The 27000-nt window shown below is 37.4% G+C and carries 33 protein-coding genes; 15 read left to right on the top strand and 18 right to left on the bottom strand.

Translation table 11 applies throughout. From position 1 onward, the window contains the following. The first annotated feature begins 189 nt into the window (after positions 1-189). Complete coding sequence (locus ACFX4W_RS19570) at positions 190-1278, top strand: FAD-dependent monooxygenase (RefSeq protein WP_043982235.1); 1089 nt, start codon at positions 190-192, stop codon at positions 1276-1278. Between the two features lie 103 nt (positions 1279-1381). Here ACFX4W_RS19570 and ACFX4W_RS19565 read toward each other — a convergent pair whose 3' ends face one another. Then, entirely contained in the window at positions 1382-1717 is a 336-nt protein-coding gene (locus tag ACFX4W_RS19565; RefSeq protein ID WP_013056901.1) for a helix-turn-helix domain-containing protein, read from the bottom strand. Positions 1718-1920: 203 nt separating this feature from the next. After that, on the bottom strand, positions 1921-2046 hold the full coding sequence (locus tag ACFX4W_RS19560; protein ID WP_013083022.1) for an anti-repressor SinI family protein: 126 nt from the start codon (positions 2044-2046) through the stop codon (positions 1921-1923). A gap of 232 nt (positions 2047-2278) precedes the next feature. Here ACFX4W_RS19560 and ACFX4W_RS19555 point away from each other — a divergent pair, with 232 nt between their 5' ends. The 3 genes from ACFX4W_RS19555 (at position 2279) to ACFX4W_RS19545 (ending at position 5260) form a co-directional block, all read left to right on the top strand. Next, the gene (locus ACFX4W_RS19555; RefSeq protein ID WP_043982234.1) at positions 2279-3832 is read left to right on the top strand and encodes an alpha/beta hydrolase; all 1554 of its coding nucleotides are present in this window, start codon (positions 2279-2281) and stop codon (positions 3830-3832) included. Positions 3833-3847: 15 nt separating this feature from the next. After that, entirely contained in the window at positions 3848-4318 is a 471-nt protein-coding gene (locus ACFX4W_RS19550; protein WP_043982232.1) for a DinB family protein, read from the top strand. Between the two features lie 156 nt (positions 4319-4474). Further along, positions 4475-5260, top strand: a complete 786-nt coding sequence (locus ACFX4W_RS19545; protein WP_043982231.1) for a nucleotidyltransferase domain-containing protein — start codon at positions 4475-4477, stop codon at positions 5258-5260. Between the two features lie 67 nt (positions 5261-5327). On the opposite strand, the gene ACFX4W_RS19540 is transcribed toward ACFX4W_RS19545, so the two are convergent. Further along, the gene (locus tag ACFX4W_RS19540) at positions 5328-5525 is read right to left on the bottom strand and encodes a hypothetical protein (protein WP_043982230.1); all 198 of its coding nucleotides are present in this window, start codon (positions 5523-5525) and stop codon (positions 5328-5330) included. A 445-nt stretch (positions 5526-5970) separates the two neighbouring features. Between ACFX4W_RS19540 and ACFX4W_RS19535 the strand changes: the two genes are divergently transcribed. Then, positions 5971-6330, top strand: a complete 360-nt coding sequence (locus ACFX4W_RS19535) for an efflux MFS transporter permease (RefSeq protein WP_241771393.1) — start codon at positions 5971-5973, stop codon at positions 6328-6330. A 70-nt stretch (positions 6331-6400) separates the two neighbouring features. Here the strand turns inward: ACFX4W_RS19535 and ACFX4W_RS19530 are convergent, their stop codons facing one another. The 4 genes from ACFX4W_RS19530 to ACFX4W_RS19515 form a co-directional block, all read right to left on the bottom strand. Next, positions 6401-7243 (bottom strand): hypothetical protein, encoded by an 843-nt coding sequence (locus ACFX4W_RS19530; RefSeq protein ID WP_043982228.1) that lies wholly within the window; start codon positions 7241-7243, stop codon positions 6401-6403. Positions 7244-7711: 468 nt separating this feature from the next. Beyond that, positions 7712-7909 carry a hypothetical protein gene (locus ACFX4W_RS19525; protein WP_016763981.1) on the bottom strand — a complete coding sequence of 66 codons (198 nt, stop codon included), beginning with the start codon at positions 7907-7909 and terminating at the stop codon, positions 7712-7714. 115 nt (positions 7910-8024) lie between these two features. Further along, positions 8025-8453: a metallothiol transferase FosB gene (fosB, locus tag ACFX4W_RS19520; protein ID WP_025752225.1), complete on the bottom strand. Its 429-nt coding sequence runs from the start codon at positions 8451-8453 to the stop codon at positions 8025-8027. Between the two features lie 67 nt (positions 8454-8520). Beyond that, the gene (locus ACFX4W_RS19515) at positions 8521-9132 is read right to left on the bottom strand and encodes a LysE/ArgO family amino acid transporter (protein WP_043982225.1); all 612 of its coding nucleotides are present in this window, start codon (positions 9130-9132) and stop codon (positions 8521-8523) included. 103 nt (positions 9133-9235) lie between these two features. Between ACFX4W_RS19515 and ACFX4W_RS19510 the strand changes: the two genes are divergently transcribed. Beyond that, positions 9236-10678, top strand: coding sequence for an aminotransferase-like domain-containing protein (locus ACFX4W_RS19510; protein ID WP_043982224.1), 1443 nt, complete (start codon positions 9236-9238; stop codon positions 10676-10678). Here ACFX4W_RS19510 and ACFX4W_RS19505 read toward each other — a convergent pair. The 3 genes from ACFX4W_RS19505 to ACFX4W_RS19495 are packed head-to-tail and all read right to left on the bottom strand — an operon-like array spanning position 10669 to position 12997. Beyond that, entirely contained in the window at positions 10669-11745 is a 1077-nt protein-coding gene (locus ACFX4W_RS19505) for a HAMP domain-containing sensor histidine kinase (protein ID WP_043982222.1), read from the bottom strand. The two genes, ACFX4W_RS19510 and ACFX4W_RS19505, sit on opposite strands and share 10 nt — an antisense overlap. Next, positions 11742-12422, bottom strand: a complete 681-nt coding sequence (locus ACFX4W_RS19500) for a response regulator transcription factor (RefSeq protein ID WP_028408662.1) — start codon at positions 12420-12422, stop codon at positions 11742-11744. The genes ACFX4W_RS19505 and ACFX4W_RS19500 overlap by 4 nt, the downstream gene beginning before the upstream one ends. Positions 12423-12433: 11 nt before the next feature. Then, positions 12434-12997, bottom strand: a complete 564-nt coding sequence (locus ACFX4W_RS19495; RefSeq protein ID WP_043982220.1) for a class I SAM-dependent methyltransferase — start codon at positions 12995-12997, stop codon at positions 12434-12436. A gap of 233 nt (positions 12998-13230) precedes the next feature. Between ACFX4W_RS19495 and ACFX4W_RS19490 the strand changes: the two genes are divergently transcribed. Next, positions 13231-13365 (top strand): hypothetical protein, encoded by a 135-nt coding sequence (locus ACFX4W_RS19490; RefSeq protein ID WP_272911204.1) that lies wholly within the window; start codon positions 13231-13233, stop codon positions 13363-13365. Positions 13366-13448: 83 nt separating this feature from the next. Here the strand turns inward: ACFX4W_RS19490 and ACFX4W_RS19485 are convergent, their stop codons facing one another. Then, positions 13449-14168, bottom strand: coding sequence for an SDR family NAD(P)-dependent oxidoreductase (locus ACFX4W_RS19485; protein WP_043982219.1), 720 nt, complete (start codon positions 14166-14168; stop codon positions 13449-13451). A gap of 197 nt (positions 14169-14365) precedes the next feature. On the opposite strand from ACFX4W_RS19485, the gene ACFX4W_RS19480 reads away from it, so the two are divergent. Together ACFX4W_RS19480 and ACFX4W_RS19475 are read left to right on the top strand one after the other, a co-directional pair. Continuing rightward, the gene (locus tag ACFX4W_RS19480; RefSeq protein WP_043982218.1) at positions 14366-14992 is read left to right on the top strand and encodes an FMN-dependent NADH-azoreductase; all 627 of its coding nucleotides are present in this window, start codon (positions 14366-14368) and stop codon (positions 14990-14992) included. Between the two features lie 120 nt (positions 14993-15112). Beyond that, positions 15113-15271 (top strand): hypothetical protein, encoded by a 159-nt coding sequence (locus tag ACFX4W_RS19475; protein WP_377559947.1) that lies wholly within the window; start codon positions 15113-15115, stop codon positions 15269-15271. A 79-nt stretch (positions 15272-15350) separates the two neighbouring features. Here the strand turns inward: ACFX4W_RS19475 and ACFX4W_RS19470 are convergent, their stop codons facing one another. Further along, positions 15351-16118: a TrmB family transcriptional regulator gene (locus ACFX4W_RS19470; RefSeq protein ID WP_043982216.1), complete on the bottom strand. Its 768-nt coding sequence runs from the start codon at positions 16116-16118 to the stop codon at positions 15351-15353. Positions 16119-16240: 122 nt separating this feature from the next. Here ACFX4W_RS19470 and ACFX4W_RS19465 point away from each other — a divergent pair, with 122 nt between their 5' ends. From ACFX4W_RS19465 to ACFX4W_RS19455, 3 genes are all read left to right on the top strand, one after another. Beyond that, on the top strand, positions 16241-17014 hold the full coding sequence (locus tag ACFX4W_RS19465) for a sulfite exporter TauE/SafE family protein (protein ID WP_025752213.1): 774 nt from the start codon (positions 16241-16243) through the stop codon (positions 17012-17014). Positions 17015-17178: 164 nt separating this feature from the next. Continuing rightward, positions 17179-17844, top strand: a complete 666-nt coding sequence (locus ACFX4W_RS19460) for a hypothetical protein (protein ID WP_241771400.1) — start codon at positions 17179-17181, stop codon at positions 17842-17844. A 140-nt stretch (positions 17845-17984) separates the two neighbouring features. Beyond that, the gene (locus tag ACFX4W_RS19455) at positions 17985-18875 is read left to right on the top strand and encodes a PhzF family phenazine biosynthesis isomerase (RefSeq protein WP_043982212.1); all 891 of its coding nucleotides are present in this window, start codon (positions 17985-17987) and stop codon (positions 18873-18875) included. Positions 18876-18914: 39 nt separating this feature from the next. On the opposite strand, the gene ACFX4W_RS19450 is transcribed toward ACFX4W_RS19455, so the two are convergent. The 3 genes from ACFX4W_RS19450 to ACFX4W_RS19440 form a co-directional block, all read right to left on the bottom strand. Continuing rightward, positions 18915-19193 carry a hypothetical protein gene (locus ACFX4W_RS19450; RefSeq protein ID WP_223268911.1) on the bottom strand — a complete coding sequence of 93 codons (279 nt, stop codon included), beginning with the start codon at positions 19191-19193 and terminating at the stop codon, positions 18915-18917. A 113-nt stretch (positions 19194-19306) separates the two neighbouring features. Beyond that, positions 19307-20809: a bifunctional ADP-dependent NAD(P)H-hydrate dehydratase/NAD(P)H-hydrate epimerase gene (locus tag ACFX4W_RS19445; protein WP_043982211.1), complete on the bottom strand. Its 1503-nt coding sequence runs from the start codon at positions 20807-20809 to the stop codon at positions 19307-19309. An 11-nt stretch (positions 20810-20820) separates the two neighbouring features. Further along, positions 20821-21861: a C45 family autoproteolytic acyltransferase/hydrolase gene (locus ACFX4W_RS19440; protein WP_043982209.1), complete on the bottom strand. Its 1041-nt coding sequence runs from the start codon at positions 21859-21861 to the stop codon at positions 20821-20823. Positions 21862-22003: 142 nt separating this feature from the next. Here ACFX4W_RS19440 and ACFX4W_RS19435 point away from each other — a divergent pair, with 142 nt between their 5' ends. The 3 genes from ACFX4W_RS19435 to ACFX4W_RS19425 all read left to right on the top strand — a co-directional run bounded on the left by ACFX4W_RS19435 (position 22004) and on the right by ACFX4W_RS19425 (position 25068). After that, on the top strand, positions 22004-23881 hold the full coding sequence (locus ACFX4W_RS19435; RefSeq protein ID WP_043982207.1) for a terpene cyclase/mutase family protein: 1878 nt from the start codon (positions 22004-22006) through the stop codon (positions 23879-23881). Positions 23882-24229: 348 nt separating this feature from the next. Next, complete coding sequence (locus tag ACFX4W_RS19430; protein ID WP_043982205.1) at positions 24230-24772, top strand: GNAT family N-acetyltransferase; 543 nt, start codon at positions 24230-24232, stop codon at positions 24770-24772. A gap of 101 nt (positions 24773-24873) precedes the next feature. Next, complete coding sequence (locus tag ACFX4W_RS19425) at positions 24874-25068, top strand: hypothetical protein (RefSeq protein WP_043982203.1); 195 nt, start codon at positions 24874-24876, stop codon at positions 25066-25068. A gap of 1 nt (position 25069) precedes the next feature. On the opposite strand, the gene ACFX4W_RS19420 is transcribed toward ACFX4W_RS19425, so the two are convergent. The 3 genes from ACFX4W_RS19420 to ACFX4W_RS19410 all read right to left on the bottom strand — a co-directional run bounded on the left by ACFX4W_RS19420 (position 25070) and on the right by ACFX4W_RS19410 (position 26997). After that, the gene (locus ACFX4W_RS19420) at positions 25070-25861 is read right to left on the bottom strand and encodes an ABC transporter ATP-binding protein (RefSeq protein WP_043982201.1); all 792 of its coding nucleotides are present in this window, start codon (positions 25859-25861) and stop codon (positions 25070-25072) included. An 18-nt stretch (positions 25862-25879) separates the two neighbouring features. Beyond that, a complete protein-coding gene (locus tag ACFX4W_RS19415; protein WP_043982199.1) occupies positions 25880-26362 on the bottom strand; it encodes a GNAT family N-acetyltransferase in 483 nt (160 codons plus the stop codon). A 158-nt stretch (positions 26363-26520) separates the two neighbouring features. Further along, complete coding sequence (locus ACFX4W_RS19410; RefSeq protein ID WP_013082995.1) at positions 26521-26997, bottom strand: site-2 protease family protein; 477 nt, start codon at positions 26995-26997, stop codon at positions 26521-26523. Positions 26998-27000 lie beyond the last annotated feature (3 nt).

Below are 27000 nucleotides of genomic sequence, written 5' to 3'. Positions count from 1 at the left end.
TAATTTGTGTATTTTAGTTTACCATAAAACTTAATCTTTGACTTTGATTATATAGAACCTTATTTGTGTTTTGTCCAAAGAGCGAATTTCATAGAAGAAAAGCTATAAAAAAGTTGACATTAACATTTATAAAAGTTAATATACTTACTAAAAGTAACTTAATTGCATATAACAAACAAGGTGAAGAAAATGAACTATCGAACAGAAGTGTGTATAATAGGAGCCGGACCAGGCGGTGCTCTACTGGCCTATCTACTGGCTAAACAAAATATATCAACTATACTGATAGAGAGATCTGATACGCTTGGAAAAGAATTTCGAGGCGAACATTTAAATGAAAATGGAGAAATGATTCTTAAGAAACATCATATATTTGAAGAAATTGAAAGCTTAGGCCTCCTTCGAATGTCTAGGGTCGAATACTGGAAGGATGGACATATATTCAAAACGATAGAATCTGAACTTGGACATGCAGGAATTCATGTGCCACAGCAGCATCTCCTTCAGTCTATAAATAACCAAGCAAGCATCCATCCCTCCTACAAACTTATGCTGGGCACAAAAATAACGGAACTAATGCAGAATGAAAAAGGCCAATATACTGGAATAAAAGCTCAGCAAAAAGGCCAAGGTGAAATAATAGTTGAAAGTAAAATCATTATTGGAGCAGATGGTCGATATTCAACTGTTCGCAAACTTGCGCACATAAAAACCAATATCCACAATCATGGATACGATTTGCTTTGGGCGAAAATTCCTGCACCAGCCAATTGGGAGCCTTCTATTAAATTTGCACTTGTGAAGCAGCAGCAGGTGGCGCTTTTTTCTCAAGCAAAAGGCTTTGTTCAAATCGGATGGAATATTGAAAAAGGCAGCTATCCTGCTCTTCGGAAACAATCGTTTAGACCGTTTATTCAGCGTTTAATAGACGCTTTCCCTAGCTTAAACCTTTCAATAGAAAGGTTTATTACGTCGTGGTCAGACTTTACGCTTCTTTCTGTGCAAAGCAGCATAAGCGAAGTATGGTCAAAGCATCACCTGTTATTATTAGGGGATGCTGCTCATACGATGACCCCCACTGGCGCTTTTGGATTAAACGAGTCATTAAAAGACGCTGACTTACTGTCTGACTTACTGCATCAAGTTTTTTATCAAAACAAAGAGATTTCAGAAACATTGAGACAGTTTGAACAGAAAAGAAAGCCTAAATTAATAACTCTTGAACGTATTCAGTTTCAGCGAGAAAAAGAATTCTCGTCCCATTTTATTTCTTCTTAAGCCTAAAAAAGAGATTCCATAGATAAATGGAATCTCTTTTTTGTAATCATGATTTTTTAGCAGTTATTCTATGTAAGTTCTCTTTTATGTATATTCCGCGAAGTTAATCTTGCTTTGCCCGCTGCCATTTTTGAAATTCAAGAAATTGTTTAAACTGCTCTTTGCTTATTCCTGACTCCGCTGCTTCTTTTGCTAACTCAAGCCACTCATCATCAATATCCAACGATTCAGATTTATCCATAGGCTCATGAATTAATCTATCAATACTCACGTTCAATGAGGTAGAAATTTTGTTTAGAAATTGAATAGATGGGTTGAGCTGAATTCCTCTTTCTACTGAAGATATGTAGGATTTAGCAACACCCGCTCGGTTTGCAAGTTCTGTTAGCGATATTCCTTGTTTCGTTCTGAGATCTCGAATACGTTGGCCAATTGTCATTTTAATCACCCTTACTAATGCTTACTTATCGATAATAATACCATAATTTCACTTTACCGTGCATTATAAATAAACGTTCTTACCATAAAGGGGTGATTATACATCTAAAAAAGGGTGATTATGCATCTAGTGAAGATAGCTTGAGACTGGTTATAAAGGTTATCTATACTTGGGAACGATTTATTCCCTTATCATTGTATCGGCTAAGCATTTGAACTAATGCTTTGTAAAAATTGTCTAACTTCCTCGATGCTTATACCTGTTTGTTTTGCTTCCATTATGAGCATAACCCATTCTAAGTCTAACGTATTTTCGTCTTTAAAATTCATAATTCTCCTCCTTTCTTCTTTTTTCGAAATTGATAACGTTTTCTTTTTTCTATTTTTGGGCATTCTCTCTTATTTCTCACTATGGTTTTACAGTATAATGGATATTACTAGAACATTAGACATTTTTTAATTACTAAAAAGCACCTATTTTTTTGAAATTTTTGTCTATTCTTATCATAATAATTTTACCGTTACACAAACGCTACAGTTAGACACTAGGAGGATTGTTTTTATGCCTTTTCTGCATACGGCGACAGAAAAAATTTACTATGAAGTTCATTCGCCCGCGTTCACTGACCAGACAGACACCATTGTGATGATTCATTCTGTTATCACTGATCATACGCTTTTTGATTCTATTACTGCAGAATTAACCCAACATTATTCTGTTATTCAATACGATTTGAGAGAGACAGGAAACAGCGCCTCCGCTACAGGGGAGATATCGTTCGAGGCTCATATTGAAGATCTTTTCCACTTATTACATACGTTACATATAAAAAAATGTTACTTAGTTGGAGTGGGATTTGGAGGACAAATCGCTGTTAAATTTGCTGCTCGCTATGAATTTCTTATTGAAGGACTGATACTATTGTCTCTTCCTTTTTATTCCGATAGCACCCTTCAAAAGATTAAGAGATGTTACAACGAAGAAAGTAAAAACCAAATACCGGTAGAAAAAATTTTCGAATTAGGCAAACTAGAGAGTCTGGAACCTACAAACATACAACAGGTAATTGAAAGACTAAAAAAAATGGATCCCGGGGTATATTTCCGCTTTCTTAAACTATCTATTACAGACAATCTATTTCAAGAGTTGACTAGTATTTCACTTCCTGTACTCACTTTATCTGGCCAACATGATTTGCTGCTTTCATCACAGTATCTGATTTCAAAAACGATGTTTTTAAAAAACTACAGTCATATGACCATACCTAACGCTCATTCTTCATTTCTAGTAAAAGAAAAAACAGCTTTACTCAAAGAAATTGTTATAGATTTTATTAAGAGTAATACACAACAATTACCTTCTTTAAAGAATGATCCTATGAAAATACTTAAGAACTGGGAAAGTGACACAGCTATAGATATACAAAAAGATTTTCATGCACATACACCCTCTCTTAAAGTAGATTTTTTGTACTCTTTTTCCGTATATGTAAATGGCCAGCTTATTACAGAAGGCTGGAATAAGCGCTTTGCTCAAGAAATTTTACTATATCTTATTTTTCATCATTCTATCAGCAGAGAACAGCTATGCGAAGCGCTGTGGCCTGATGTACCTTTAAGCAATGCCAGAAAGAATTTACGCGTCTACTTGTCTCATTTAAAAAAGTTATTGAACGCAGAAAAGGAAGAGCCAGTTTTACTTGTTAACAGGCAGCTCATTTCTTTAAACGCCGATGTGTCAAGCGATGGATTAGACTTACTAACTGACCTTCAGTGGATTACCGAACAGTCTGATCCGGCGTTGAAATTTAAGGAAGCTGAACAGCGACTGCACCAATTAGTTCCTCATTATTTAACAACGATTTATGACGATTGGTTCCTTGATATCCGAGTAAAAATAGAGATTATTCTTCTTGACTTATTAATCTGGATGAAAGAATGGCTTTGTGAGAATGGAAAAGTTTCAAAAGCCGTATTTTTACTCATTAAATTTATTGATTTAGTAGAAGAAAAGGAATTCATTTATGATGAAATTGTCGATTGCTATATTAAGCTCGATAACAATGAAAAATCAGAGTACTGGCTCGATCAAAAAATGCGGTATTTAGTTGAATAAAAAGGATGTGAATATATGAATTCGTATTGTGAGACGGTATTTAATCAAATAAACGTTAACATCCATTCCCTAACCGCAATTATTAATGACGTTACAGAAGAAGAGCTTGCTTATCGTCCCCTCCCTCACAAGCGGTCTATTCAAGAGCTGCTTCAGCATTTATGTCTCATTTGCAGTGCAGACTATTATATTTCCTTAGGCTACTCTGCAGATAAAATGAATGACTTTTATCTGCAGCATCCAGCTTATACAAAGCTTGAACTCAAAGTAGCTTTAGTAGAGGGCTTCAATCAGCTAAAAGCAGTTTACTCTTCTTTTGACGAACAAAAGCTATTTTCACTGCAGACATCCTATTGGGGATGCACGTATACACGTTTTGAGTGGCTGCTTGAAATTCAGTCTCATTTATACCATCACCGTGCAGAACTGTATACGCTTCTAACCTGTTACCGCAGAAACGGATTGGATGTAGTGCTTTTTGAGTGATATAATTCTTTACTCTCTATATTTTCGTAGATTTTTAGAGTCCTAAAGGAAGCTTCTTTTATTTATTTACCATTTTCCATCCATTATGAAATATAATAGGAGAAATAGTAATAGCTTTTGTATATAGAAAGCATTAAAAGAAAATGAGGTTGGGTTATGAGAGAAACAATCGTTGCAGCTTTAAAGAAAATTGAAGAAGATTACGACGTAAAAGTATTATACGCTTGTGAATCTGGAAGTAGAGCGTGGGACTTTCCATCTAAAGATAGCGATTATGATGTTAGATTTATTTATATTCATAAGAGGAATAAATATTTAAGCATTGATCCAATGGGTGTAGGTAAAAAGCGAGATGTAATAGAGCTACCTATTAATGACCTATTAGATGTTAGCGGCTGGGACGTAACCAAGACATTAAAACTTTTTAGAAAATCAAACCCACCCTTACTAGAATGGATACAATCAAACATTGTATATTACAAGGCGTATTCAACATTTGATAAAATGAAAGAACTACATTCTAACATCTTTACTCCTACTTCTTGTATATACCACTATTTAAATATGGCTAGAAATAACTTTCGAGAGTATTTACAAGGTGACGAAGTAAAAATCAAAAAATATTTTTATGTTTTAAGACCTGTGCTAGCTGCTAAGTGGATTGAGCAATATAACGAATTTCCTCCACTAGAATTTCCTATTCTCTTAGAGAAACTGTTACCAGAAGGAGAATTAAAAGAAGAGGTTAGCAAGCTGTTAAAGCGTAAAATTAGTGGTGATGAGTTAGATTTAGAACCACGCATCAATGTTATTAATGAATTTTTGAACTTAGAAATTGACCGTTTAGACAAATACGTGAGAACTTTATCCGTAGAATTAGATGACCCTACATATGAATTAGATCAATTGTTTAGAGATACTTTAGACGAAGTTTGGAACTAAGTATAAAACAAAAAGGCTTATCCCTAATGCAAGTAGCAGCGGATAAGCCTTTTATTTATAATTTCTATTAAAGCAGTATATTATTATTCGTATTTTTTGTTTCATTTAAATAGCTCTCCACATATATTTGTTCTGCATCTGTAGCATTTTCAATTCCATCCTCCGGACTAAATTCAATGCTTCTCCTTACGGCTACACGATCTGCAATGTAACCCATTGCTAACAAAAACACTATACATCCGCCTGCCCACAGCCACATTGTCATTTTACTACCCCCTTTTTTAATTTCAATATTACATTTGATTACCTCTTAAAAATTTGATTAGTTTTACTAACCCCTCCTTTTGCTGACCCAATAAAAGGATTAATTTCATAAGTTAAATCGCTTCAGGTCCCTTTTTTTCTTTAGTTCACCTAGCGTCGCGTAATACAGCATATATCCTCCGACTGTATATTAAATGTTTTTCCGCAAAACGGAATTTAAATTAACATTCCCTATACTTACTATACGTTTTAGCACGAAGAAAAGTTTCAGAAAATTACATTAATAATTTTTGGATTGATTTTCAACAAATCTGATTATAATTTTTTATGTTTCATCCTAAATAATTTCAAAACTGCTGCCAATCTATCTACAAAGCATTTGAGGCTTTACGCCGCTTCAATCAGATCTACTATTATTGCCAGATGCATTAATTATGGTGCCTATTATGACTGCAGGTATGAACCAATTACCTCACCATTTAATTTCTCACGGTACAGCTTTAAGTAATACAATTCGTCAAGTTCCAGGTTCGATTGGTACGGCTATACTTGTTACAATTATGACACAGCAAACTACTGAACATCTTTCAAACTACACTAATACACTAACAACTAACAATGATTTCTTTAGTAGTCAACTTAGTCAGTTAGGTAATAGCGGTATTATATCGCTATACGCTAAAGCAATAACAACTCCGACTATAGATGGTAGGAACGATGTATTCTTATTTGCTACATTATTAGGTCTGGTTGCACTTTTACTCTCTTTCTTCTTGCGTACACCAAAGATCAATAGAGAGAAATAGTAAAAAGCCGTTTCTTTGGTTAAGAAACGGCTTTTTATTTTAATAAACAATTGTATTTAAAGCATATATCTTACATTTGGATATCATATTTAGATTCAAATGTAGACACTTTTTCTTTAGCATCTAAAAATTGTGTTTCAGCAGCTTTTGTGTTTTCTTCTAAAGTTGATTTATCCTTACCACTTTCTTTTTGTAGAACTTCTAGCATTTCAACTTGTTTATTTAATGACGAAGTTACGCTAGTGACTGCGGAATTCAATTGATTATATTCTTCAGTACTAAAGCTATCTTTATATTTCTCCAACTCTTCCTTAATAAGCTTTATTCTTTTCATAGGCATTCCTTGTATAGACTTAATAGCCTCAGTTGCGTCTGCATCAATTTTTTCATAATCGTAGCTATCTGCATTAAAATCTTTGTCTAACTCAATCGTGTTTACTGCATTAAAGTGCTGAGTAATATCGGCTTTCGTTAATACAATATGCATATGAGTACCTATTGCAGCCTCGTACACATCTACTGCCGAACCGTAACGCTTTTGAGCTTTTATTGCTTGATCATTACTTAAATTGTCTATCTCAGTTTTTAAGTCTTTTAAGTGTTTGTCTAGTTCACCATCATCGCCTTGAAGAATATTCTTGCTTTCAATTGACTTTGCAAGTATGTTAAAGTCTGCTTCAAAAACAAGATAATCATCAGATTCCATATATCCTTTTTCTTTTGTATATTCTTCATACTTACTCTCTAATTTAGAGAGTTTTTGTTCGAGTTTCTTCTGCTCTTTCCCCATTTGTTTCTGCTCTTGCTTAGCAGATCCTTGTTTTTGTTCTTCTTTTGTTGACCCACAAGCTACTAAACTAATAGATAGCAAAGATGCTACAAGTCCTAGGCCGATTCTTCTTAATTTTTTCATTTGTTTCTCCTTTTTTTGGTATGTAGTTTTTTCACCCAACAATGATAGCATATATTATGTACTCCAAAAGAACGATTTTAGTAAAATTATCAAGTTTTCTATAGATGAACCATTAAAAGCAACAGTATTTTATCTGTTAGTAGCAGCTTTAAAAACCTCTTATCCGCAGTTTTACTAACAATTACTTAATTATTAGACCTTTTATCTGATGCGCAATAAAACTAATTAGAAAAAAAGTAAAAACCGTTTCACTGTTTAGAAAACGGTTATTTACCTTAACATATAATTCTATACTTAGAGTTAATGTGATATTTCAACCCCCTATTTGTGATTCAAAATAATAAATTTACAATTTTTGTAGCTCACTGACTTGTTTTTCTAAAGTGGAAATTAACCATTTTCCTCATAAAAATAGTACTATTTTCAAGAGGAATCTTTTATTTCTCCTGAAGATAGTACTACACTATATTAGATAACCTTTATTTTTGTTTTAATTGTATAATATGTATCTGCTATGAGTCCTACTGCAAGTCCGCTAATCATCCCGTATGGTAATACACCTGGTACATTTTGATAAAAAGTGCCGATTAACATCGCAGCTAGGATGCCGAAAAGTACGCCTATCACAATATGCGAACCAAACTTCACCTGTTTTGCGGTATACATTCTTCCTCCTCCTCACTTTTTTTCCATTATATCACAACAGTATCGTTTATTTAATGATAACTGAGCGAGGAATGCGAATGTAATAAAACTGTAACCTTATATAACTATTTTAATACTACTCTTCTGGCGAATAAAATGTCATATGAGGCTTTTCTTCTTGATAATACGCTAAACGGTCTTGGAGCGTACCAGTGTGAAATTCAAATTTATGACCGTCCGGATCCGTAAAATAAATAGATTTTCTGTCTCTTTCGTCGCGGTTTCTTCCCGGTAAGATGGTTACATTATGCTGTTTTAACAGTTCTCTTGCTTCGTCAAAGTTTTCAATAGAAATAGAAAACGCTAAATGAGTATACGAATACTGAATGTCTGATCTAGGAATATTTTTTTCTTCGTTTAACGCCAGCCACAGTCCATTCAGACTAAAGTAAGCGGTGGATTTTCCTTTCACTAAAAGTTCCGCTCCTAGCACTTTCTGATAAAATATGATGGATTGTTCTAAATTTGACACAGAAAAGCACATATGATTAATTCCTTGAATCATCTTTACCCCTCGCTTTCTAGAAAAAAGTACTTCTTTCTATTACATAACTTTCCTTTTAGCATCTATTTTACTGAAAAAACATACTTTTTGCCATGTAAAGAGCTACTCCCCAAATCATACATGCAGAAGCCTTATTCACCCAAATCATTATTTTCCCATTTGAATCCATTTTTCCTACTGCTTTTCCTGCAAAAGCTAAGGACAAAAACCATATCCATGAAACGGATATTGTCACCAGCGTAAAAACCCATTTTTCCTTTCCGCTGTACAGTAGAGAATTTGTTCCAATCACGCCCATAATATCCATCAGCGCGTGAGGATTTAGCAGAGATACAGAAGCAGCAAATAAAATTTGTGCTTTCACCGTCATTTCTTCCTTTACTGACGTTTTTGACGGTTCGCTCTTCCACGTCACAAAGCCCATATACGCTAAAAAAAGAAGACCTATTCCAAAAATAAGCGTTTGAAAAAATGAAAAAGCAGCGGCTGCTGCTGAAACTCCCAGCACTGCTACTAGAATTAAAATCGTATCACAAACAGAAGCCGTGAAAACTACGGGAAGCGCCTGTTTGAACGTTCGTTGATTGGCTCCTTGATTAAAAACAAACACATTTTGTACCCCTAAAGGTAAAATCAAACCGAATGCTAACAATAAAGCATGTATAACCACTGTAAACATGTTGTTCTCTCCTTTCTCTTTTATACTACAATTGACATCCCCTGTTGTCTCCACCCAAGTTTTGATTTATAATACCAACCAAATTATAAAAAGGTGGTCTCACATGAACTGGACTCCAGATCCGGCTGATAAAAAGCCAATGCACAAACAAATTCAAGAGTATATGAAAGAGAAAATCATAAATGGAGAGTGGCCTATTGGAACTAAAATTCCTTCGCAGCGCCATTTAGCTGCTAGCTTTTCTGTAAATAGAAGCACGGTGGTGACAGCAACCGAAAACTTAATTGCTGAAGGACTGCTCAGCGGAAACAAAGGCGGTGGCACCAAGGTCATTAACAATACGTGGAGCTTACTAGCATCAGGTTCTCACATGAACTGGAATTCGTATGTAGAAGCAGGAATATACCAACCAAATTCTCCGACTATCCGTCATATTAACGAAGCTGAATTTCAACCGGGCATTATTCGTTTAGGAACTGGAGAGTTAGCACCTGACCTGCTTCCTTCCCAGCAGCTTTCGGAACTATTTAGCGGAATTAATCATAGAAGCGTACACTTGGGCTACGAGCACCCAAGAGGAAATGATGAACTCCGACAAGAGTTAGTCAAGCATGTAAAAAAACGAGGCATTGAAACTTCTCCTTCATCTATTTTAATTGTATCCGGTTCACTTCAAGCCCTTCAGTTAATTTCAATCGGCCTGCTGCCTCCAGGTGCCAATATATTAGCTGAAAAGCCTTCTTATCTTTATTCTCTGCCGTTATTTCAGTCCGCACAAATGAAAATAACGGGCGTTTCGTTAGACGAAGAAGGAATGCATTTAGCTTCATTAAAAGACCAGCACGAAAAAGAAAAAGGCACAGCTTTATATACAATACCGAACTTTCATAACCCCACCAATGTAACGATGAGTGAAAAAAGGCGCCAAGAGCTGCTTCGCCAGTGTGAAAGAATGCATTTGCCTATTATTGAAGATGATGCTTACGGAGAGCTTTGGTTCCATTCACCGCCTCCACTTTCGTTAAAAGCTCAAGATAAAAATGGAATGGTTCTTTATTTAGGAACGTTCTCTAAAACATTCAGTCCAGGATTTCGAATTGGATGGATTATAGGGCCTGAACATGTAATTGAGCGATTAGCTGACCTTAAAATGCAAGTTGACTACGGAGCCAGTTCCTTATCTCAATGGGCTGCTGCTGAAGCTCTCAAAACCGGACTCTATGACAAGCATGTGGCCAGCGTACGCTATAAATTAAAAGAAAAATCTCAGCAAACACTGGCTATTCTAGAGAAGTATTTGAAGAATCTCGCTGTGTGGAATGCTCCGAGCGGTGGTTTTTATTTTTGGCTTACGCTGCATAAGCCTGTTTCGATGCGGAAGTTATTTAAGCACTGTCTCGACGAAGGAGTTCTTTTAAATCCAGGCGCATTGTATGACCATGAGGCTTCACAGCATATCAGAATATCCTTTTCTTATGCGACGCTTGCAGAATTTGAATACGGCATCAAAATAGTCGCAAAAAGCCTTAAGAATCTTTACAAGTGATTCTTAAGGCTTTCTTGTGTTAACGGCAGCTTTATAAAAAAAGTGAGCTTATTATGCTGACGTTCCGCTCGTATCTCTCCTTGATGCAGCTGAATAATTTGTTTTGCAATAGCCAGTCCTAAACCTGAACCATTCGCGTCCGTTCTTGATTCATCACCTCGATAAAATCGATCAAACAACTTTTCTACCTCAATTTTTTCACTGATGTTAATGCTGTTCCTAAAAGAAATAACTATGTAACCCTCGTCAATCTCCTGATTCACCTCTAATACGGAAGGCTTTTTGCTGTATTTCTTGACATTTTCGAGCAAGTTTTGAAATACTCTTACCATTTTTTCCACATCAATAAATGCATTCCATTCACAAGCAAAGGTAGTATGAACATCAATGCCTTCTCTTGTTAAAATTGGCTCGTACTCTCCTATTACCTGTTGAAGCAAACGTTTCATATCGACCTCATTTCGTTGAAGCTGAAGATCAGGACTCGTTAATTTTGTATAGTCGAACAATTCTTCTATTAAATCAGTTAAGTATTTTGCTTTTGAATCAACAATATATAAGTAGCTATATAATGTTTCATCATCCATACTTTCTCTTTTTTTGATTAAATCTAGGTACCCAACGATGGATGTTAACGGCGTACGCAAATCGTGAGATACACTGGATATTAGCTGATTTTTTGCTTGCTCCAGCTCTCGTTCACGATCAAATTTTGTACGAAGCTGCGCAGACATTTTGTTAATGTTTTGACTTAATTCAGCCAGTTCATCTTTTCCTCGTACATGGATGGTTGCGCCTAAATCTCCATTTGAAATTTTTTGAACTTGTTTAGAGATTTCTTTCAGATAACGAATATGAGAACGAATAAGTGCTAAAAAAACAAAAACAAAGACCACAACGGCGATAAAGAAAAGTCCAAACGCTAATACATTATATGCAGGGACATTCATTTTCTCTTCTTGTATATACCTGCTCAAAACAAGCCTAGCAATTAAAATAAAAATTAAATTGGTAGCCAAAAAACTTATAATGATAGCAAAAAGAAGCTTTACACTTATTCTTCTCATATTCTGTATCCTACGCCCCATATGGTTTTAATATAAATTGGCTTTTTCGGATTATCCTCAATTTTTTCGCGAATCTTTGTAATATGAACCATTACGGTATTATCCGATTTAAACGCATCTTCTTGCCATACGGCTTCATATATTTTCCCCATACTCATCACCGTTCCTTTGTGGCGTACCAGCAGCTCTAAAATATCAAACTCTTTTGGTGTTAAACGAATCTCTTGGCCGCGCACAAAGACAAGCCGGGTGCTGCGGTTAATTTCCAAATCGCCAATTTGAATAATATCGCGCTCAGCACGTTCATTGTATTTTTTATAGCGTCTAATTTGTGATTTTACTCGTGCGATGAGCTCGAGAGGATTAAATGGTTTTGTTAAGTAATCATCTGCGCCTGCTGTTAACCCAGAAATCTTGTCCATATCTTCTGACTTAGCCGACAGCATAATAATGGGCATGTTTTTTTCTTCACGTATTTTAAAAGCAGCATCGATTCCATTCATCTGCGGCATCATAATATCTAATATAATTAAATCTACTTCTTGTTCCTCTAAAAGCGCTAATCCAGATACAGCATTAGAAACTTTCAGCGCTTCAAATCCTTCATTTTCTAAGTAAATAGCAATTAAATTACGAATTTGCTCATCGTCATCTATAATTAAAATTCTGTCTTTCATTTACAAACTCCTTATATCTGATTTTTTTCGCATGTAAAAATATATGCAGGAGGAACATTTCTCCACTCTTTTTCCACTTTAATCTGAGGGAAAAACGAGCGGATCAGCTGTTTTTTTAAATTCGTATACTGAAACGTAATAAATTTCCCTTCCTTCGCTAATACGCTGCGCGTGTTTTGCAAAATACAGTCCGACACTTCAGACGTTAAAGAAGCAAAAGGAAGACCTGATAGTACGTAATCCACTTTTGGAATATCATACTGTATCAAGTACTTTTGAACATTTTCAGCGGATCCGTGTATCACATACACATTTTTTTCATCTCTTACTTGTTCCTTTACTTTTTCGTAAAAATGCCGATTGTATTCGATAAGAAGCAAAGTTGTACAAGCGCTTCGTCTTCTTATTAATTCACGGGTAAAAACTCCGGTTCCTGGCCCGTACTCTACTATACAGTCTGCATGTTCAAAATCAATCCCTTTTACCATTTTTTTCGCTAAGTTCGTAGAGCTCGGCAAAAGTGCGCCTACCGTTCGCGGCTGGTGAAAATATTGATACATAAAAGCTAAATTCATTTTCTATTCCTTCTTTCTACTCTTTCTTTCTAGAATAGAAAAAAAATCTAAAGAAACGTTAAGTAAATTTCTTAAGAATTCTTAAGAAAACAAAAAGGAGGATGGGACAAACGTATTTTAGTTGAAGGAAGATCCGAACTATGAATTAAAATCCTTTATTGAGAATTAAGTGCATTTGAATTTTTCATGGTGATAGTGAACGTAGGTTTCATGTATGTAGGTGCTTCTAGCTGTTGATTGGAGGGCAAGGCGAAGACTCCTGCGGGAAAAGCGTAACAGATGAGACCCCACAGGAGCGCAAGCGACGAGGAGGCTCATCGGCCGCCCGCGGAAAGCGAAGCCTTGCACGGAAAGCGACAGCCGTGTAACAAGCGCCATACTAAATTATTTATCCCATTTGTGCGCCTTTGGATTGATGTAGTTAATGTCTCCATTCCTTTTGAAAGAGTATTCAGCGCAAATAACATCCGCTATTTAAATCGAAAGTGGCTCCTGTATAATGTTTTGCTTGAGGGCTCAGTAAAAAAAGAACCGTATCTGCCACGTCTTGAGGCGTAACAAAGCTTGGAATCAGCTGATGAGCAATGTATTCATTTTTGCGCCATTCTGGAATATTTTTCATCATATCGGTATTTACCATTGTAGGTGCTACGGCATTCACCCGGATATAAGGAGAAAAATTCATCGCACAGCTCTTGGTTAATCCTAGTATTGCTGCTTTAGACATTCCATATATAGCATCGGAGCTTCCTTCCATTCCTGACACGGAGGATATATTAATAATCGCTCCTTCCGTTTCTTTTTTCATTAATAATTCGCCAAAGTACTTGGAAAAATAAACATATCCTTTAATATTAATGTCCATCACAAAATCTATTTCGTTTTCTTCATAGTCCAATAAATTTTTTCCTAAATATACGCCCGCATTATTGACTAACCCATACAAATTTTTATCTTTTATTTGGTAAAAAAGATCTTTTACATCGTTTCCTTTTTTAACATCTACTACGTGTGTTTCAATATGGCCCTTTGTATCTTCAGCTAGCTGTTTCAAAGCTCCATCGTTAATATCACAAGCAATAACTGAATAGCCCTTCGACACACACTCTTTTACAATTTCTTTGCCAATTCCAGAACCTGCACCCGTAACGATTATCCATTTTTCTTTCATCTCGACACCTCTTATTTACTTCTGTTAGAAATACTTGTTATGTAAATATTCAAACATTTATTATACCATTATTTTCTATATAGGCATCCCTTTCTTGCGTTCTTTTTTAGCTTGCCTGACAAAGCGCGTATAGTTTTTTATGGGAGTGATAACGATAAGACAGTACATTATTTCAAACAAGAAAGAGATGATAAGACGTGGCAAAAGTACTTTATATTACAGCTCATCCTCACGATGAGTCTCAATCATTCAGTATGGCAACTGGAAAAGCATTTATCGATGCTTACAAAGAGCACAATTCAAGTGACGAAGTTGTACATATTGACCTTTATAAAGAAAATATCCCTCATATTGATGCGGATGTATTTAGCGGCTGGGGCAAACTTCAGTCTGGCTCTGAACTTTCTTCTCATGAACAGGAGAAGGTCAATCGCCTTGCAGAATTGAGCGAACAGTTTGTATCAGCGGACAAATATATTTTTGTAACGCCTATGTGGAACTTTTCGTTTCCACCGGTTATGAAAGCCTATTTAGACTCTGTAGCCGTAGCGGGTAAGTCATTTAAATACACGGCAGAGGGTCCGGTTGGACTATTAACGGATAAAAAAGCGCTTCATATTCAAGCGCGCGGAGGCATTTATTCTGAAGGCCCTGCAGCTGATATGGAAATGGGGCATCGCTATATTGGGATTATGATGAATTTCTTCGGAGTACCTTCGTTAGACGGCATTTTTGTGGAAGGGCATAACGCAATGCCAGATAAAGCCCAAGAAATTAAAGAAAAAGGAATAGCAGAAGCAAAAAAACTTGCCCAAACTTTTTAATATAAAGAGGCTGTAACAAAAATATTTTAATTGAAGGAAGATCCGAACGAGGACTCGAGACTCTTAATGGAGCATCAACTTTGTTCGGATTTTTCTGTTGGTAAGATGAACGTAGCTTTCATGCATGGTGGCTGCTTCCAGCAGTTAATTGGAGGGCAATGCGAAGACTCCTTCGGGGAAAGCGGAACAGATGAGACCCCACAGGCGCATAAGCGACGAGGAGGCTCATCGGCCGCCCGCGGAAAGCGAAGCCTTGCACGGAAATTAACTGCGATGTAACAAGCCATTCATACTAGATCATTTATCCCGTTTGTTCGTCTTTCGATGGAAGTGATTTCGTTATGTCTAAGTCTCTTTTCTACGTAAAAAAACTTTCTCTTTCCTTTTCGATCCACCTGTCCATTTCTCTATCACTTTTTTCTACAAGTCTGTTAACGAGAATATCATGCCAAATATAATTTTCAAGTAAATTAATGTTGACTGCGTTATTCGTATAGTACGCCATTTCTTTATGACCATAAATCATTTCACTGCTGTCAACAGATATAATAAACCAGTTTTGATTCCCAATGTTTTCGGTATAGCTTGTATGGCGGTGCCGGTCAAATTCCTCCATCGCTTCATCTTGTTCAAACACAATTCCTTTTAGTGTGACGCTCTCCCTTAGCTGTAATAAAAGAGGCTTCAACTCATTATAAATATCGGGCCAAAGCGAGATGACAATTTTATTTTTTGCTTTTAACAATAGCGACTCACAAAAAGCAAGAATGGCTGTTTCTCCTTTCATCGTCATAACCCGGCTTTCTTCTATAGACTCTGCAGCTTCAAGACGTTTAAGCGTTTCGCTAACGTCTTCATACGTTTCGTGCCATTTTTTTTGCAGCGAATGCAAAAAAGCATCGACGGGCAGCGATGTGTACTGGGTGCCATCATTACTCTCTTCTTTTAACACCATGCCTTTTTCCTCTAGTGTTTGTAAAATATCGTATACACGCGCTCTTGGCACACCTGAATGTTTACTAATGCTATAAGCAGTGGAAGATCCTTTTTTGACAAGCGTCACGTATACTTTTGATTCATACTGATTAAATCCAAGCGACTGCAGCTGCTGAATAATATTTTCCATAAAGGAAACCTCCCTGTTTTTTAAGTTATTTGAAATTTTCATCATTTACATATTTACAACTGCTTTTTATATAGTTACTATTTAAGTAGTCACTATATATTATGACATGAGGAAGGTGCTTTATGGAAGAATTAAGTTTACAGATTGTTCTTTTGCTTTTACTATTTGGTTTTTTAGCCGCATTCATTGACTCTGTAGTTGGCGGAGGCGGTTTAATTTCAACGCCTGCCCTTTTATTTTTAGGCCTGCCTCCTGCTGCTGCCTTAGCTACAAATAAGTTAGCCGGAACGATGGGCGTGTTAACGAGTACCATTCGATTTGTCAAATCCGGAAAAGTCGATTTTCGCGTCGTAGGTAAATGGTTTCCTTTTGTATTTATTGGTTCTTTAGGAGGTTCAATCACCGTTCATTTTCTATCCTCCGCTTTTTTGAAACCTGTTATTTTGATTCTCCTTGTTTTAGTTGCTATTTATACAATCTTCAAAAAAAACTGGGGCACCACGTCTACGTATAAGCCGCTGTCTATTAAGAAACTTATTTTCTTTACCGCACTTATTTTTATTATTGGCTTTTACGATGGATTTTTAGGAGCAGGCACAGGTTCATTTATTTTATTTGCTTTTTTATTTATGGGATTTGATTTCCTGCAGTCAGCAGGCAGCGCAAAATTTTTAAATTTCGGCAGTAACTTAGGTGCTTTGCTTGTGTTTTTATATTTCGATTCTGTTGTATTTTCTTACGGATTAATTATGGGGTTTGCGATGATCGCGGGTTCTTTTGTCGGGTCAAATGTCGCTCTATCAAAAGGCGTGACGTACGTCCGAACGCTTTTTATCCTTGTCACTTTAAGCCTTATTAGCAAAAACATATTCGATTATGTGAATCAGTACAAATAGATCAATGGTTTCTTTAGAACCATAACAATGAACCTATATATCTATTAGATGAATAAAAACGCCTCTTACTATTTTCTTATTTTTGGGTAAATGTGTAAAAAAACACTAAAATTGTTGTATACTGGTCCATGTTGTTTTACATAATTTTGAAATATTATACAGAGGTGAACATTTTGTTTAAGAAATTCAGGTTTTTATGGTTTATTTTGCTGATCTTTGCACTTATTTTTGTCAAAAATACGTTCTTTTCTTCTTCAGAGAACGCTGCTGAGACTCTAGCAACGTCAGATGTTCCACAAGCCGCGGCTACTTTCAAAGAGGGAAACAATCAGCAGGACGGAGTCATTATTCAAAAATATCGCAAACAGCTAGATGCAGCGCAGAAAAAAAACGACGAAAAAGCGACGAAAGAAATACAAGAAAAAATTTATGAAGACGGAAGACAGGCGGCACTAAACTTTTTACCGCGCAATAAATTTCAAAGAGCTTTTTCCCAGGCTTCTAAAAAATCAGCCGATGACATTTATAATTTTCTAATTGCCCAAGTGGGGTTTGGAGGATATGATTCTCTTTATCAAGAAGCAATAGCCGCAAAAAACGATGCAGCTTCTTCTACTGATGAATTAAATATGAGTGGCATTCAAGCTAAAACCGCTGCACTTACATACGGCACACTAGCACAAAGAGAGCAACTGCTTATTACAAGTCTTGCCTATGACTTAAGCAGCGTAGGCGTCATTTCTTCCGATACAGCTAAAGATATTGATAAAAAAGCTACTCATATGCTAGAAGTTAGAAAAGAAGGAATAAATGCCGCGATGCAAAAATAGTTTTGGGAAGTGAAAAGCAGCAGGTAAAAACTGCTGTTTTTTTATTCTAACGTTCAGGTATTTCACTATTTTAATAGCCGATCATTTAATAACACTGGTTAAAGCTTTCATACAATGATATAAAAATGGAGGTAATTTCTATGAAAGAAGCGATTGTTTATCAATACGATGCGTTCAGTACGCGCCCTAATAAAGGAAACCCTGCAGGAATTGTGTTTAATGGAGATGATTTTTCAGCTGAAGAAATGCAGATGATTGCTTATCAAGTACAGTTTAACGAAACGGCTTTTATCATGAAGTCTTCCCGCGCTGATTTACGAATTCGATATTTTACACCCGGACAAGAAGCAGATTTGTGCGGTCATGCGACCGTCGCTTCTCTTTATGCTTTACACAGTAAAAACAAACTTCCAAAAACTACATTTACAGTGGAAACAAATGCTGGAATTTTGCCGATGACTGTACAGAATAGAAACGGACAACCTGTTATCACCATGAGTCAAGCTTCTCCGCAGTTTCATCCGTTTTCAGGTTCAAAAGAAAAACTGGCAAAAGCTCTTAATCTTCATATTGATGACCTTGATCAAAGACTGCCTATTGTATATGGAAGTACAGGGAACTGGACGCTTATTGTACCTTTAAAAAATTTAGATGCCTGTAAAAAGATGAAGCCTAATCAAGAAGATTTTCCTCATATTTTAACAGATATGCCAAAAGCATCTATTCATCCCTTTTGTTTTGAAACGATTCACTCAGAAGCTCATATGCACGGAAGACATTTCTCTTCACCATTTTCAGGTACGGTAGAAGACGCCGTAACTGGAACAGCATCAGGCGTAATGGGCGCCTATTATGCGAGATATGTGGACCAGCAAGATAACGGCCGCTGGCAATTTGTCATTGAGCAAGGACAGGAAATAGATAAAGATGGCTTCGTTCATGTAGAAATTACAAAAACAGAGAATACGTATGGTGTGGTAATCGCAGGAGAAGCTGCCTATGTAACCAAGCAAATCGTTTCTCTTTCCTAATAAAAACGTGTCCGCCTATTTGGCGAACACGTTTTTTGTTTAGTAAATAATAGCCTGTACGCTCATTATTGTAACGGTTAAAATAAGAATCACATTCCCTATAATTAACCACGGCTTTGCGCTTCCTCTTCTACCTTTAATAGCCGTGATTAGTCCAGCAATGGGCAATAAAGCCATAACGATGACCCAAATTTTACGAAGAATGCTGGAATCCAAATAAAAACCAAACTGCATCATCGCAAATAACACGACTGTGATAAGGAAGAAAAGTGTAGGCACAGCTAAATGAATACCTCTTGGTCTCATTGAGTAGTACACAACATCACTTTCTTTCTATGTAAAATCTTACGTAAAATAACGTTATCATTTACAAAGAGTTTTGACAACTTTTTGAAGGAATTTGTCAACAAATTTTAATAATCTAGAAGAAATTACTTTTTACTCAGCTGCCCTAAGACTGCCGGCAGTGCAGAAATAACGTCGCTTGCTAACATATCCATCATTGTATGCCCCTGATCGAGCAGCACATCCGCTGCTTTTCCGTGAACATATACCGCATTACTGATTGCTTCTTGAAGAGAATCATGCTGCATAATAAAAGCGAGGATGATCCCTGTTAACGTGTCACCCGTTCCGCCTTTTGCAAGTCCCGCGTTTCCAGTGGTATTTACGTATTGTTTTCCGTCAGGTGTTGTAACAATCGTGTTTGGACCTTTTAATACAAGGTACACACCATGTTCTACTGCGTATTGCCTAGCTATTGAAAATCGATTTGCTTCTACTTCGGCGATTGTTGTGTCCACGAGCCTTGCCATTTCTCCCGGATGAGGCGTTAAAATCGTTGCATGTTCTCTTTCTTTTACTTCTTTTTCTAAATGGGGAAGATGAAAAAGAGCATCGGCGTCCACCACAACAGAAACCGGCTGGTGAAGCACTTGTTCGACGACTTTCTTCGTTTCTTTGGTTCTCCCAAGCCCTGGTCCGACTGCAATTGCATCATACTTCCCTTCTTCTAAAGGAATCTCGCCTGCAAAAAATCCTTCTTTGCTTGGACATGGTTTATACATCACTTCCAGCATGTGAGCAGCTGCAATCGCATGAATATCGCTCGGAAGCGCAAGTGTTAAAAGTCCCGCTCCGCTTGTGAGCGCTGCTTTTGACGTTAGCATCGGCGCTCCGGGTGTTTGAAGCGAACCTCCTATTACGATTCCTTTTCCATGTGTACCTTTATTAGACGAAGCGTTTCGAATGGGAAAAGATTGTTTAATATGCTGAGTTGACCATACTTCCTTAAGAGATGAACTTTTTTCAATTGCTAGCGGCGGAATACCGATATCTACTACAATCAATTCACCGTAACTTTCTTTACTCGGGTATGTAAATGCCGTGACTTTCGGCTGCTGAAGCGTAATCGTAGCATCTGCACGTACCGTAAGCTCTTGCTTCTGTTCCATTACTCCACTTGGGACATCGATGCTGTATATGTAAGCATTAGAATCGTTTATTTTTTTTATAATGTCATCGTAAGGAGATTTGATACTGCCTTTTACGCCTATACCTAATAAACAATCAATAAGAACCGTATACTTTTTCACAGAGAAGTTGTCTCCAGCCGATTGCCACGTGAACCCAGCATTTTCATAGATGATCATGGCTTTTTTAGCCGCGTCTTTTATTTTTTCCCGTGCAGGAACTACCCAGACGTCAACTTCATAGCCTTTTGACTTCAAAGCACGGGCAATAACAAAGCCGTCTCCTCCATTGTTTCCCGTTCCTATAAGCAGCCCTATGTTTTCATGTTTTTTGATTCGCTCACTCAGCGCGTTGGCAGCAGCCTGCCCGGCATTTTCCATAAGGGACTCTTCACTCATCCCAATTGTATTCATCATATAATCATCCACTTGATACATCTCTTGATTCGTTACAATTCTCATTATGCTGCTCCTTACTGAAACGGAAATGGTTCATCTGTATTTACCGTTCCTTTTATTTTCGTTATAGTTAATTGTTCTCCTTTCACCCAATCTTCAAACGAGAAAATGAGAGGCTTTGCTTTTCGTCCAATCCCCACAATGACTTGCAGCGTCTTCGGTACATATGCTACTGTATGAAGCGTTCCAGCAGAATTCCGGTAATCTTCTTTAAAAATACCGTATTCATCTTCATTAAATAAAGAGAAAGCTTCAAGAGGCGATAGCTTTTTTTCAATATGATCTCGAATATGATCGAGCCTTTCCTTTGACTCTACCAAATGATGACGATTTTCTTCGACCAGCTGATTAAAATGGTTCGTACATCCCATCATCGTCCCTCTTTGTACATGAACGCCTCTTCCAGATGCTTCGACTACTGCTCCCTGTCCGCTGCGGTCATAAATGGAATAATTAAACGCATGACGATGCGGTGCTCTTTCTAAAATAGCAATAGCCTCTTCTGTCGTTTCACATGTTTCTAAAATAAACCGAGCGAGCGTACAGCAAATAAATCCGTTTGTTTGACGGCGGCGATTAACAAAATGATAGCCAATTGCCAGTCCTTTTTCATTCATTCCATCCATTCGCCCAATCATTCTCGTTCCAAATCCGACGCTTGCATATCCTTCATTTGGCTGAAAAAGCAAAAATCGACCTTCGTACGTTTTAGGATGATAATCGTAGTTTCGTACATACACGCCGTGCTGCATAAGAGCAGAACATCCCGTTTTTTTCCACTCTTGCTGATACCCGCTGTATTCATGAATAACGTCTTCAAGAGGCCAATCTAAGCCTTCTGCTAAGCCCACTAGCTCATCCCACAGTCCACGAGCAAATAAGTCGTAATAATGACGAGCTTCTTTTGCTATCGTTTGATAGCTTCGTAATGAACGTTTTCTTCTTTTTTGATGATTTTCAAACAGCTTTGTTCCTTTATGTAATTTCCCTTGCATTTTACCAAGCTCTCGGTAAGAGCCTCGTCCTTGAATGACTTCTACCTGTATTTCTTTCACTTCTATCACTCCAATTTTCCATTACCTTTATTGTGCAGCAAGCGCTCTATTCTTTGCAACTTTCTCCTCTCATAGAACTCTCTTCCTTTGAATACAGTTATAAAGAAACAGGTCGAAAGATTGAAAAGCATTATCATAAGAGGTGATCATATTGCTAAAGGAAGTTCAGCTAGAGATTCAGCGAAGAATCGCCTATCTGCGCCCAACACAAAAAAATGACGGGTCATTTCGCTACTGTTTTGAAACAGGCGTTATGCCTGATGCGTTTTTAATTATGCTTCTTCGCACCTTTGATTTAGATAAAGAAGTGTTGATTAAACAATTAACCGAACGGATCGTTTCCCTTCAAAATGAAGATGGTCTTTGGACGTTGTTTGATGATGAAGAACATAACTTATCCGCCACTATTCAAGCTTATACAGCTCTTTTATATTCAGGGTATTACCAAAAAAACGACCGGATTTTGCGAAAAGCAGAAAGATATATTATAGATTCGGGAGGCATTTCGCGCGCTCATTTTCTCACAAGATGGATGCTTTCTGTTAACGGTTTATACGAGTGGCCAAAGCTATTTTACCTCCCGCTTTCTCTTTTGCTCGTGCCTACCTATGTACCGCTTAACTTTTATGAATTAAGCACTTATGCCAGAATTCACTTCGTTCCGATGATGATAGCAGGAAACAAAAAATTCTCACTTACTTCTAGACATACACCTTCTCTTTCTCATTTAGATGTAAGAGAACAGAAACAGGAATCGAAGGAAAATGCTCAAGAATCACGCGCTTCTATTTTTTTAGTCGACCATTTAAAACAGCTGGCTTCTTTACCTTCTTACATCCACAAGCTTGGTTATCAAGCAGCCGAGCGTTACATGCTAGAAAGAATTGAAAAAGATGGAACACTCTACAGCTACGCCACCTCTACTTTTTTTATGATTTACGGTCTTTTGGCTCTTGGCTATAAAAAAGATTCATTTGTGATCCAAAAAGCAATTGACGGGATTTGTTCACTACTTAGTACATGCAGCGGCCACGTGCACGTAGAAAACTCCACGTCAACCGTTTGGGATACCGCGCTGCTCTCTTACGCTCTACAGGAAGCAGGTGTACCGCAGCAAGATCCCATGATTAAAGGCACAACTCGCTATTTAAAGAAAAGACAGCATACAAAGCTTGGAGATTGGCAGTTTCATAACCCAAATACAGCGCCTGGAGGCTGGGGGTTTTCCGATATTAATACGAATAACCCTGACTTAGACGATACGTCTGCTGCTATCAGAGCTCTTTCTAGAAGAGCGCAAACCGACACAGATTATTTGGAGTCTTGGCAAAGAGGCATTAACTGGCTGCTATCCATGCAAAACAAAGACGGGGGTTTTCCTGCATTTGAAAAAAATACCGACTCTATTTTATTTACTTATCTACCGCTTGAAAATGCAAAAGATGCAGCGACGGATCCGGCTACTGCCGATTTAACCGGTCGAGTGCTTGAGTGTCTCGGAAACTTTGCTGGCATGAATAAATCCCACCCTTCGATTAAAGCTGCAGTAAAATGGCTGTTTGATCATCAATTGGATAACGGGAGCTGGTACGGCCGGTGGGGAGTTTGCTATATTTACGGAACGTGGGCCGCTATTACAGGACTCCGTGCTGTAGGGATTTCTGCTTCTGATCCGCGTATCATCAAAGCTATCAACTGGCTCAAAAGCATTCAACAAGAAGACGGTGGATTCGGAGAATCATGCTATAGCGCTTCTTTAAAAAAATATGTGCCACTATCGTTTAGCACCCCTTCTCAAACGGCTTGGGCTCTCGATGCTTTAATGACAATATGTCCGTTAAAAGATCGATCCGTTGAAAAAGGAATTAAATTTTTACTGAATCCAAATCTTACAGAGCAGCAAACTCATTACCCCACGGGAATTGGTCTTCCTGGACAATTTTATATTCAGTACCACAGCTACAATGATATTTTTCCTCTTCTTGCACTTGCCCACTACGCAAAAAAACATTCTTCGTAAAAAAACATTCTTCGTAAAAAGGGTGGGACAAAAGGAGTTTAGCTAAAGGAAGATCCGAACGATGAATCGAGATTCTTGCTTGAGAATCCAACTCGTTCGGATTTTTTTATTTGTAGGATGAACGTAGGCTTGCTTCATATATGTAGAGCAGTTAATGGGAAGCCAAGTCTTGCACGGAAATCAACCGCGGTGTAACAAGCACTCCATACTAGCACATTGATCCCATTTGTTTGTCTTGAGATTCGATGGACATAGTTGTGTCTCAATTTCTTTTTATACGTAAAAGCAGGTTTTTTAAGAAACAAGTGGAATACCTTTTTAAATGTTAGAAAAGAAAGGATGCATCAAATGAATAATGTTTCACCATTTTTAAAAGGAAAAAACGTGATACTAAGAAAACCAAAGGACAGCGATGTAAATGACTACCTAGCATGCAAACAAACAAAAGAACTTATTCGCATGTACGGAGGCGATACCCGAAACTTAAAACCTCTTACATTACAAGATGCCAAGCGGCACGTCGAGTACATAAAGTCTCAAAAGCTGAATTGGTGCATTGAATATCAGCAGCGTTTTGTTGGAGAGGCCCGGCTGACCGTTAACGAGTACGACCGGCGCGCACGGTATGCAATTGGTTTATTTGATTCCTCCGTTTGGAATCAAGGGCTAGGCACTGAAGTTACAAAATTGGTACTTGCGTATGCATTTGAACACCTTCACTTGCACAGAGTCGATTTACGAGTGCTCGAATACAACCATAGAGCCATTGCTTGTTATGAAAAATGCGGTTTTGTAAAAGAAGGAATAGAGCGTGAAGGTGCTTTTATTGAAGAAGCATTTCAGACAGATCTTATCATGAGTATACTCGAACAAGAATATTATCAGCTGTAGAAAAGAGAACCAGCTGTCATCATCTTACTTCTTTAAAAGTTCGTATAGCCCAAGCCTTTTGTGAATAAAGTAACATAACGATATAATCAAAGGAGCCAACGATGACAGCTTATGATTCCTCTTCTTTTGTATTTGTAACCATTGATAAACATGACATTGCTGCTTTTTTACTAATTGATATTATTTGCGGCACCACTATTTATGTAGCATGTAAACATTATCTTCACAATGAGCTTGTTTCCATTGCAAGCAGCGCTCTTTTTCCCATTGTATGTAAGAAGGTTTCTCGACGTTAGATCAGCTTTTTACCGGTACCGGTTCTTTTAATAACAGCCAAGTGCGTTCCTTCTGCTGCTTAATCTCTACGGAGTGATTAAAAAATTTAGAAAGATGCGGCTCAGTGAGCTGGTCTTTCGTTTTTCCAGAAGAAAACACTTCTCCTTGGCGCATACAAAGCGTATGGGTAAAGCAAGGCAAAATTTCTTCTACATGGTGAGTAACATAAATAAGCGTAGGCGCTTTTGGCTGCTCTGCCATTTTTGCAATCAGCTGAAGAAGCTGTTCTCGGGCCATTATATCTAGACCTGTACATGGCTCATCAAGTATTAAAAGCTTTGGTGAAGCCATAAGAGCTCGGGCAATTAGCACCCGCTGGCGCTCTCCTTGAGAAAGTGTTCCGTACGCCTGATTTTGTAAATCTGCGCAATTTAGCAGCTGCATTAATTCTATGGCTTGGTTCATATCTTTTTGCTCCACTTGTTCATATAAACCAATAGATGCAAATTTGCCGCTTAAAATCAATTCTAAAACCGTATCGTCATCTCGAAACCGCTGCTGAAGCGAAGAACTTACCCACCCGATTTCTTTTCTGAGCTCAGACAGATTTGTTTCTCCAAATTTCCTTGAAAGAACTTCTACTTGACCTTTTGTAGGCCAGATATATCCGTTGATTATATTTAAAAGCGTCGTTTTTCCGGAACCATTTAACCCAAGCAAACACCAATGTTCCCCTTTTTCCACTAACCACGACACGTTTTTTAAAATTTCTTTTTCTGCTCGTTTTACCGAAACGTTCTTAATTTTGATCATGCTACCACTCCTATACTCTCATTTTTCATTATATATACTATAAAAGAATAACGATTTATCCCATTTGTTAACTTGCTTTTCTTTTTTCATGCCAATTCTTTCAGCCACTTTAATCGATGGGAAATTGTCAGGATCTATTAATGATATAATCTTCTGAAATTTCAGCGTATGAAGTCCATAATCTAAGCAAGCTTTTGCTGCTTCACTCGCATAGCCTTCCCCCCAGCGGCTGCGTAAAAATAAATAACCAAGTTCTGGATCTACCTTTCCGTCTACTTTTTGAAGAACCATGCCACACTGCCCTAGAAACTCTCCTTTCTGTTTATCCTCAGCGATCCACATGCTAATGCCGTACGTTTGATAATGCTGCTTCATCCATTGAATCCAGCGGCGTGTGTCTTGTTCGCTTTTAGTAGAAGAATAATACTTCATTGCTTCAGCATCCTCAAAGATTTTCAGTAAATTTCCTGCATCGCTTTCGGCCATGGCTCGCAGCGTCATTCGTTCTGTCTCAATAATCGTATGAATCCTCTCCTTTCTTACATTCCAATATCTTCTATCTTTATTATCCGCTACTATTTTCTTTTCGTAAAGTTTTCCTTTTTTTATTTAAATGAACGAGAAAAAACGCACCAAAAAAGGCTGCTACACACAGCCCTTTAATCTGGATCACACGTTTTCCCGTACCGTAATACGTTATATATAGCACGTCCATCACTTGCAGTTGTCTCTGTATATTGAATTGGCAGCAGTGAGAAAATAACATAATAGACTGAAAAATAAACAAATTGATAGCAAAATATATCTTCAGGCAGAATATTAGCCATAATTAATCCATTTATTATAAAAATAGTAAGCAAATTAAACAGTACACCACCAGCATACACCACTGCATGAGAAATGCGACTGTCATTCTTAAGATTTTCATATTTACAAAACGAGTCTAAAAAGTAGACTGACTTAATTTTAAACTTCCCCATTTTAAGAATCGTTTTCCCTCGCCCAATAGTAAAATCGACCTTCCCTCCGAAAATAATTGCCATGACGGAATGCCCCAGCTGATGAACAAATGATACAAGTGGCAATACAAGACAGAATGACCACACAAATTTTGGAAGATCATTTAACCCAAACACGTT

The organism is Priestia sp. YIM B13489 (genome assembly GCF_042787645.1).
GTDB classification, from domain to species: Bacteria; Bacillota; Bacilli; order Bacillales; family Bacillaceae_H; genus Priestia; species Priestia megaterium.
This window is presented reverse-complemented; position numbering and strand designations above follow the sequence as displayed.

Bases quoted from the DNA above. Each gene is read 5' to 3' on its own strand.
- ACFX4W_RS19570 (WP_043982235.1), top strand. From the start codon at position 190: ATGAACTATCGAACAGAAGTGTGTATAATAGGAGCCGGACCAGGCGGT.
- ACFX4W_RS19565 (WP_013056901.1), bottom strand. From the start codon at position 1,717: ATGACAATTGGCCAACGTATTCGAGATCTCAGAACGAAACAAGGAATA.
- ACFX4W_RS19560 (WP_013083022.1), bottom strand. From the start codon at position 2,046: ATGAATTTTAAAGACGAAAATACGTTAGACTTAGAATGGGTTATGCTC.
- ACFX4W_RS19555 (WP_043982234.1), top strand. From the start codon at position 2,279: ATGCCTTTTCTGCATACGGCGACAGAAAAAATTTACTATGAAGTTCAT.
- ACFX4W_RS19550 (WP_043982232.1), top strand. From the start codon at position 3,848: ATGAATTCGTATTGTGAGACGGTATTTAATCAAATAAACGTTAACATC.
- ACFX4W_RS19545 (WP_043982231.1), top strand. From the start codon at position 4,475: ATGAGAGAAACAATCGTTGCAGCTTTAAAGAAAATTGAAGAAGATTAC.
- ACFX4W_RS19540 (WP_043982230.1), bottom strand. From the start codon at position 5,525: ATGACAATGTGGCTGTGGGCAGGCGGATGTATAGTGTTTTTGTTAGCA.
- ACFX4W_RS19535 (WP_241771393.1), top strand. From the start codon at position 5,971: ATGACTGCAGGTATGAACCAATTACCTCACCATTTAATTTCTCACGGT.
- ACFX4W_RS19530 (WP_043982228.1), bottom strand. From the start codon at position 7,243: ATGAAAAAATTAAGAAGAATCGGCCTAGGACTTGTAGCATCTTTGCTA.
- ACFX4W_RS19525 (WP_016763981.1), bottom strand. From the start codon at position 7,909: ATGTATACCGCAAAACAGGTGAAGTTTGGTTCGCATATTGTGATAGGC.
- fosB (WP_025752225.1), bottom strand. From the start codon at position 8,453: ATGATTCAAGGAATTAATCATATGTGCTTTTCTGTGTCAAATTTAGAA.
- ACFX4W_RS19515 (WP_043982225.1), bottom strand. From the start codon at position 9,132: ATGTTTACAGTGGTTATACATGCTTTATTGTTAGCATTCGGTTTGATT.
- ACFX4W_RS19510 (WP_043982224.1), top strand. From the start codon at position 9,236: ATGAACTGGACTCCAGATCCGGCTGATAAAAAGCCAATGCACAAACAA.
- ACFX4W_RS19505 (WP_043982222.1), bottom strand. From the start codon at position 11,745: ATGAGAAGAATAAGTGTAAAGCTTCTTTTTGCTATCATTATAAGTTTT.
- ACFX4W_RS19500 (WP_028408662.1), bottom strand. From the start codon at position 12,422: ATGAAAGACAGAATTTTAATTATAGATGACGATGAGCAAATTCGTAAT.
- ACFX4W_RS19495 (WP_043982220.1), bottom strand. From the start codon at position 12,997: ATGAATTTAGCTTTTATGTATCAATATTTTCACCAGCCGCGAACGGTA.
- ACFX4W_RS19485 (WP_043982219.1), bottom strand. From the start codon at position 14,168: ATGAAAGAAAAATGGATAATCGTTACGGGTGCAGGTTCTGGAATTGGC.
- ACFX4W_RS19475 (WP_377559947.1), top strand. From the start codon at position 15,113: ATGCATGGTGGCTGCTTCCAGCAGTTAATTGGAGGGCAATGCGAAGAC.
- ACFX4W_RS19470 (WP_043982216.1), bottom strand. From the start codon at position 16,118: ATGGAAAATATTATTCAGCAGCTGCAGTCGCTTGGATTTAATCAGTAT.
- ACFX4W_RS19465 (WP_025752213.1), top strand. From the start codon at position 16,241: ATGGAAGAATTAAGTTTACAGATTGTTCTTTTGCTTTTACTATTTGGT.
- ACFX4W_RS19455 (WP_043982212.1), top strand. From the start codon at position 17,985: ATGAAAGAAGCGATTGTTTATCAATACGATGCGTTCAGTACGCGCCCT.
- ACFX4W_RS19445 (WP_043982211.1), bottom strand. From the start codon at position 20,809: ATGAGAATTGTAACGAATCAAGAGATGTATCAAGTGGATGATTATATG.
- ACFX4W_RS19430 (WP_043982205.1), top strand. From the start codon at position 24,230: ATGAATAATGTTTCACCATTTTTAAAAGGAAAAAACGTGATACTAAGA.
- ACFX4W_RS19425 (WP_043982203.1), top strand. From the start codon at position 24,874: ATGACAGCTTATGATTCCTCTTCTTTTGTATTTGTAACCATTGATAAA.
- ACFX4W_RS19420 (WP_043982201.1), bottom strand. From the start codon at position 25,861: ATGATCAAAATTAAGAACGTTTCGGTAAAACGAGCAGAAAAAGAAATT.
- ACFX4W_RS19415 (WP_043982199.1), bottom strand. From the start codon at position 26,362: ATGACGCTGCGAGCCATGGCCGAAAGCGATGCAGGAAATTTACTGAAA.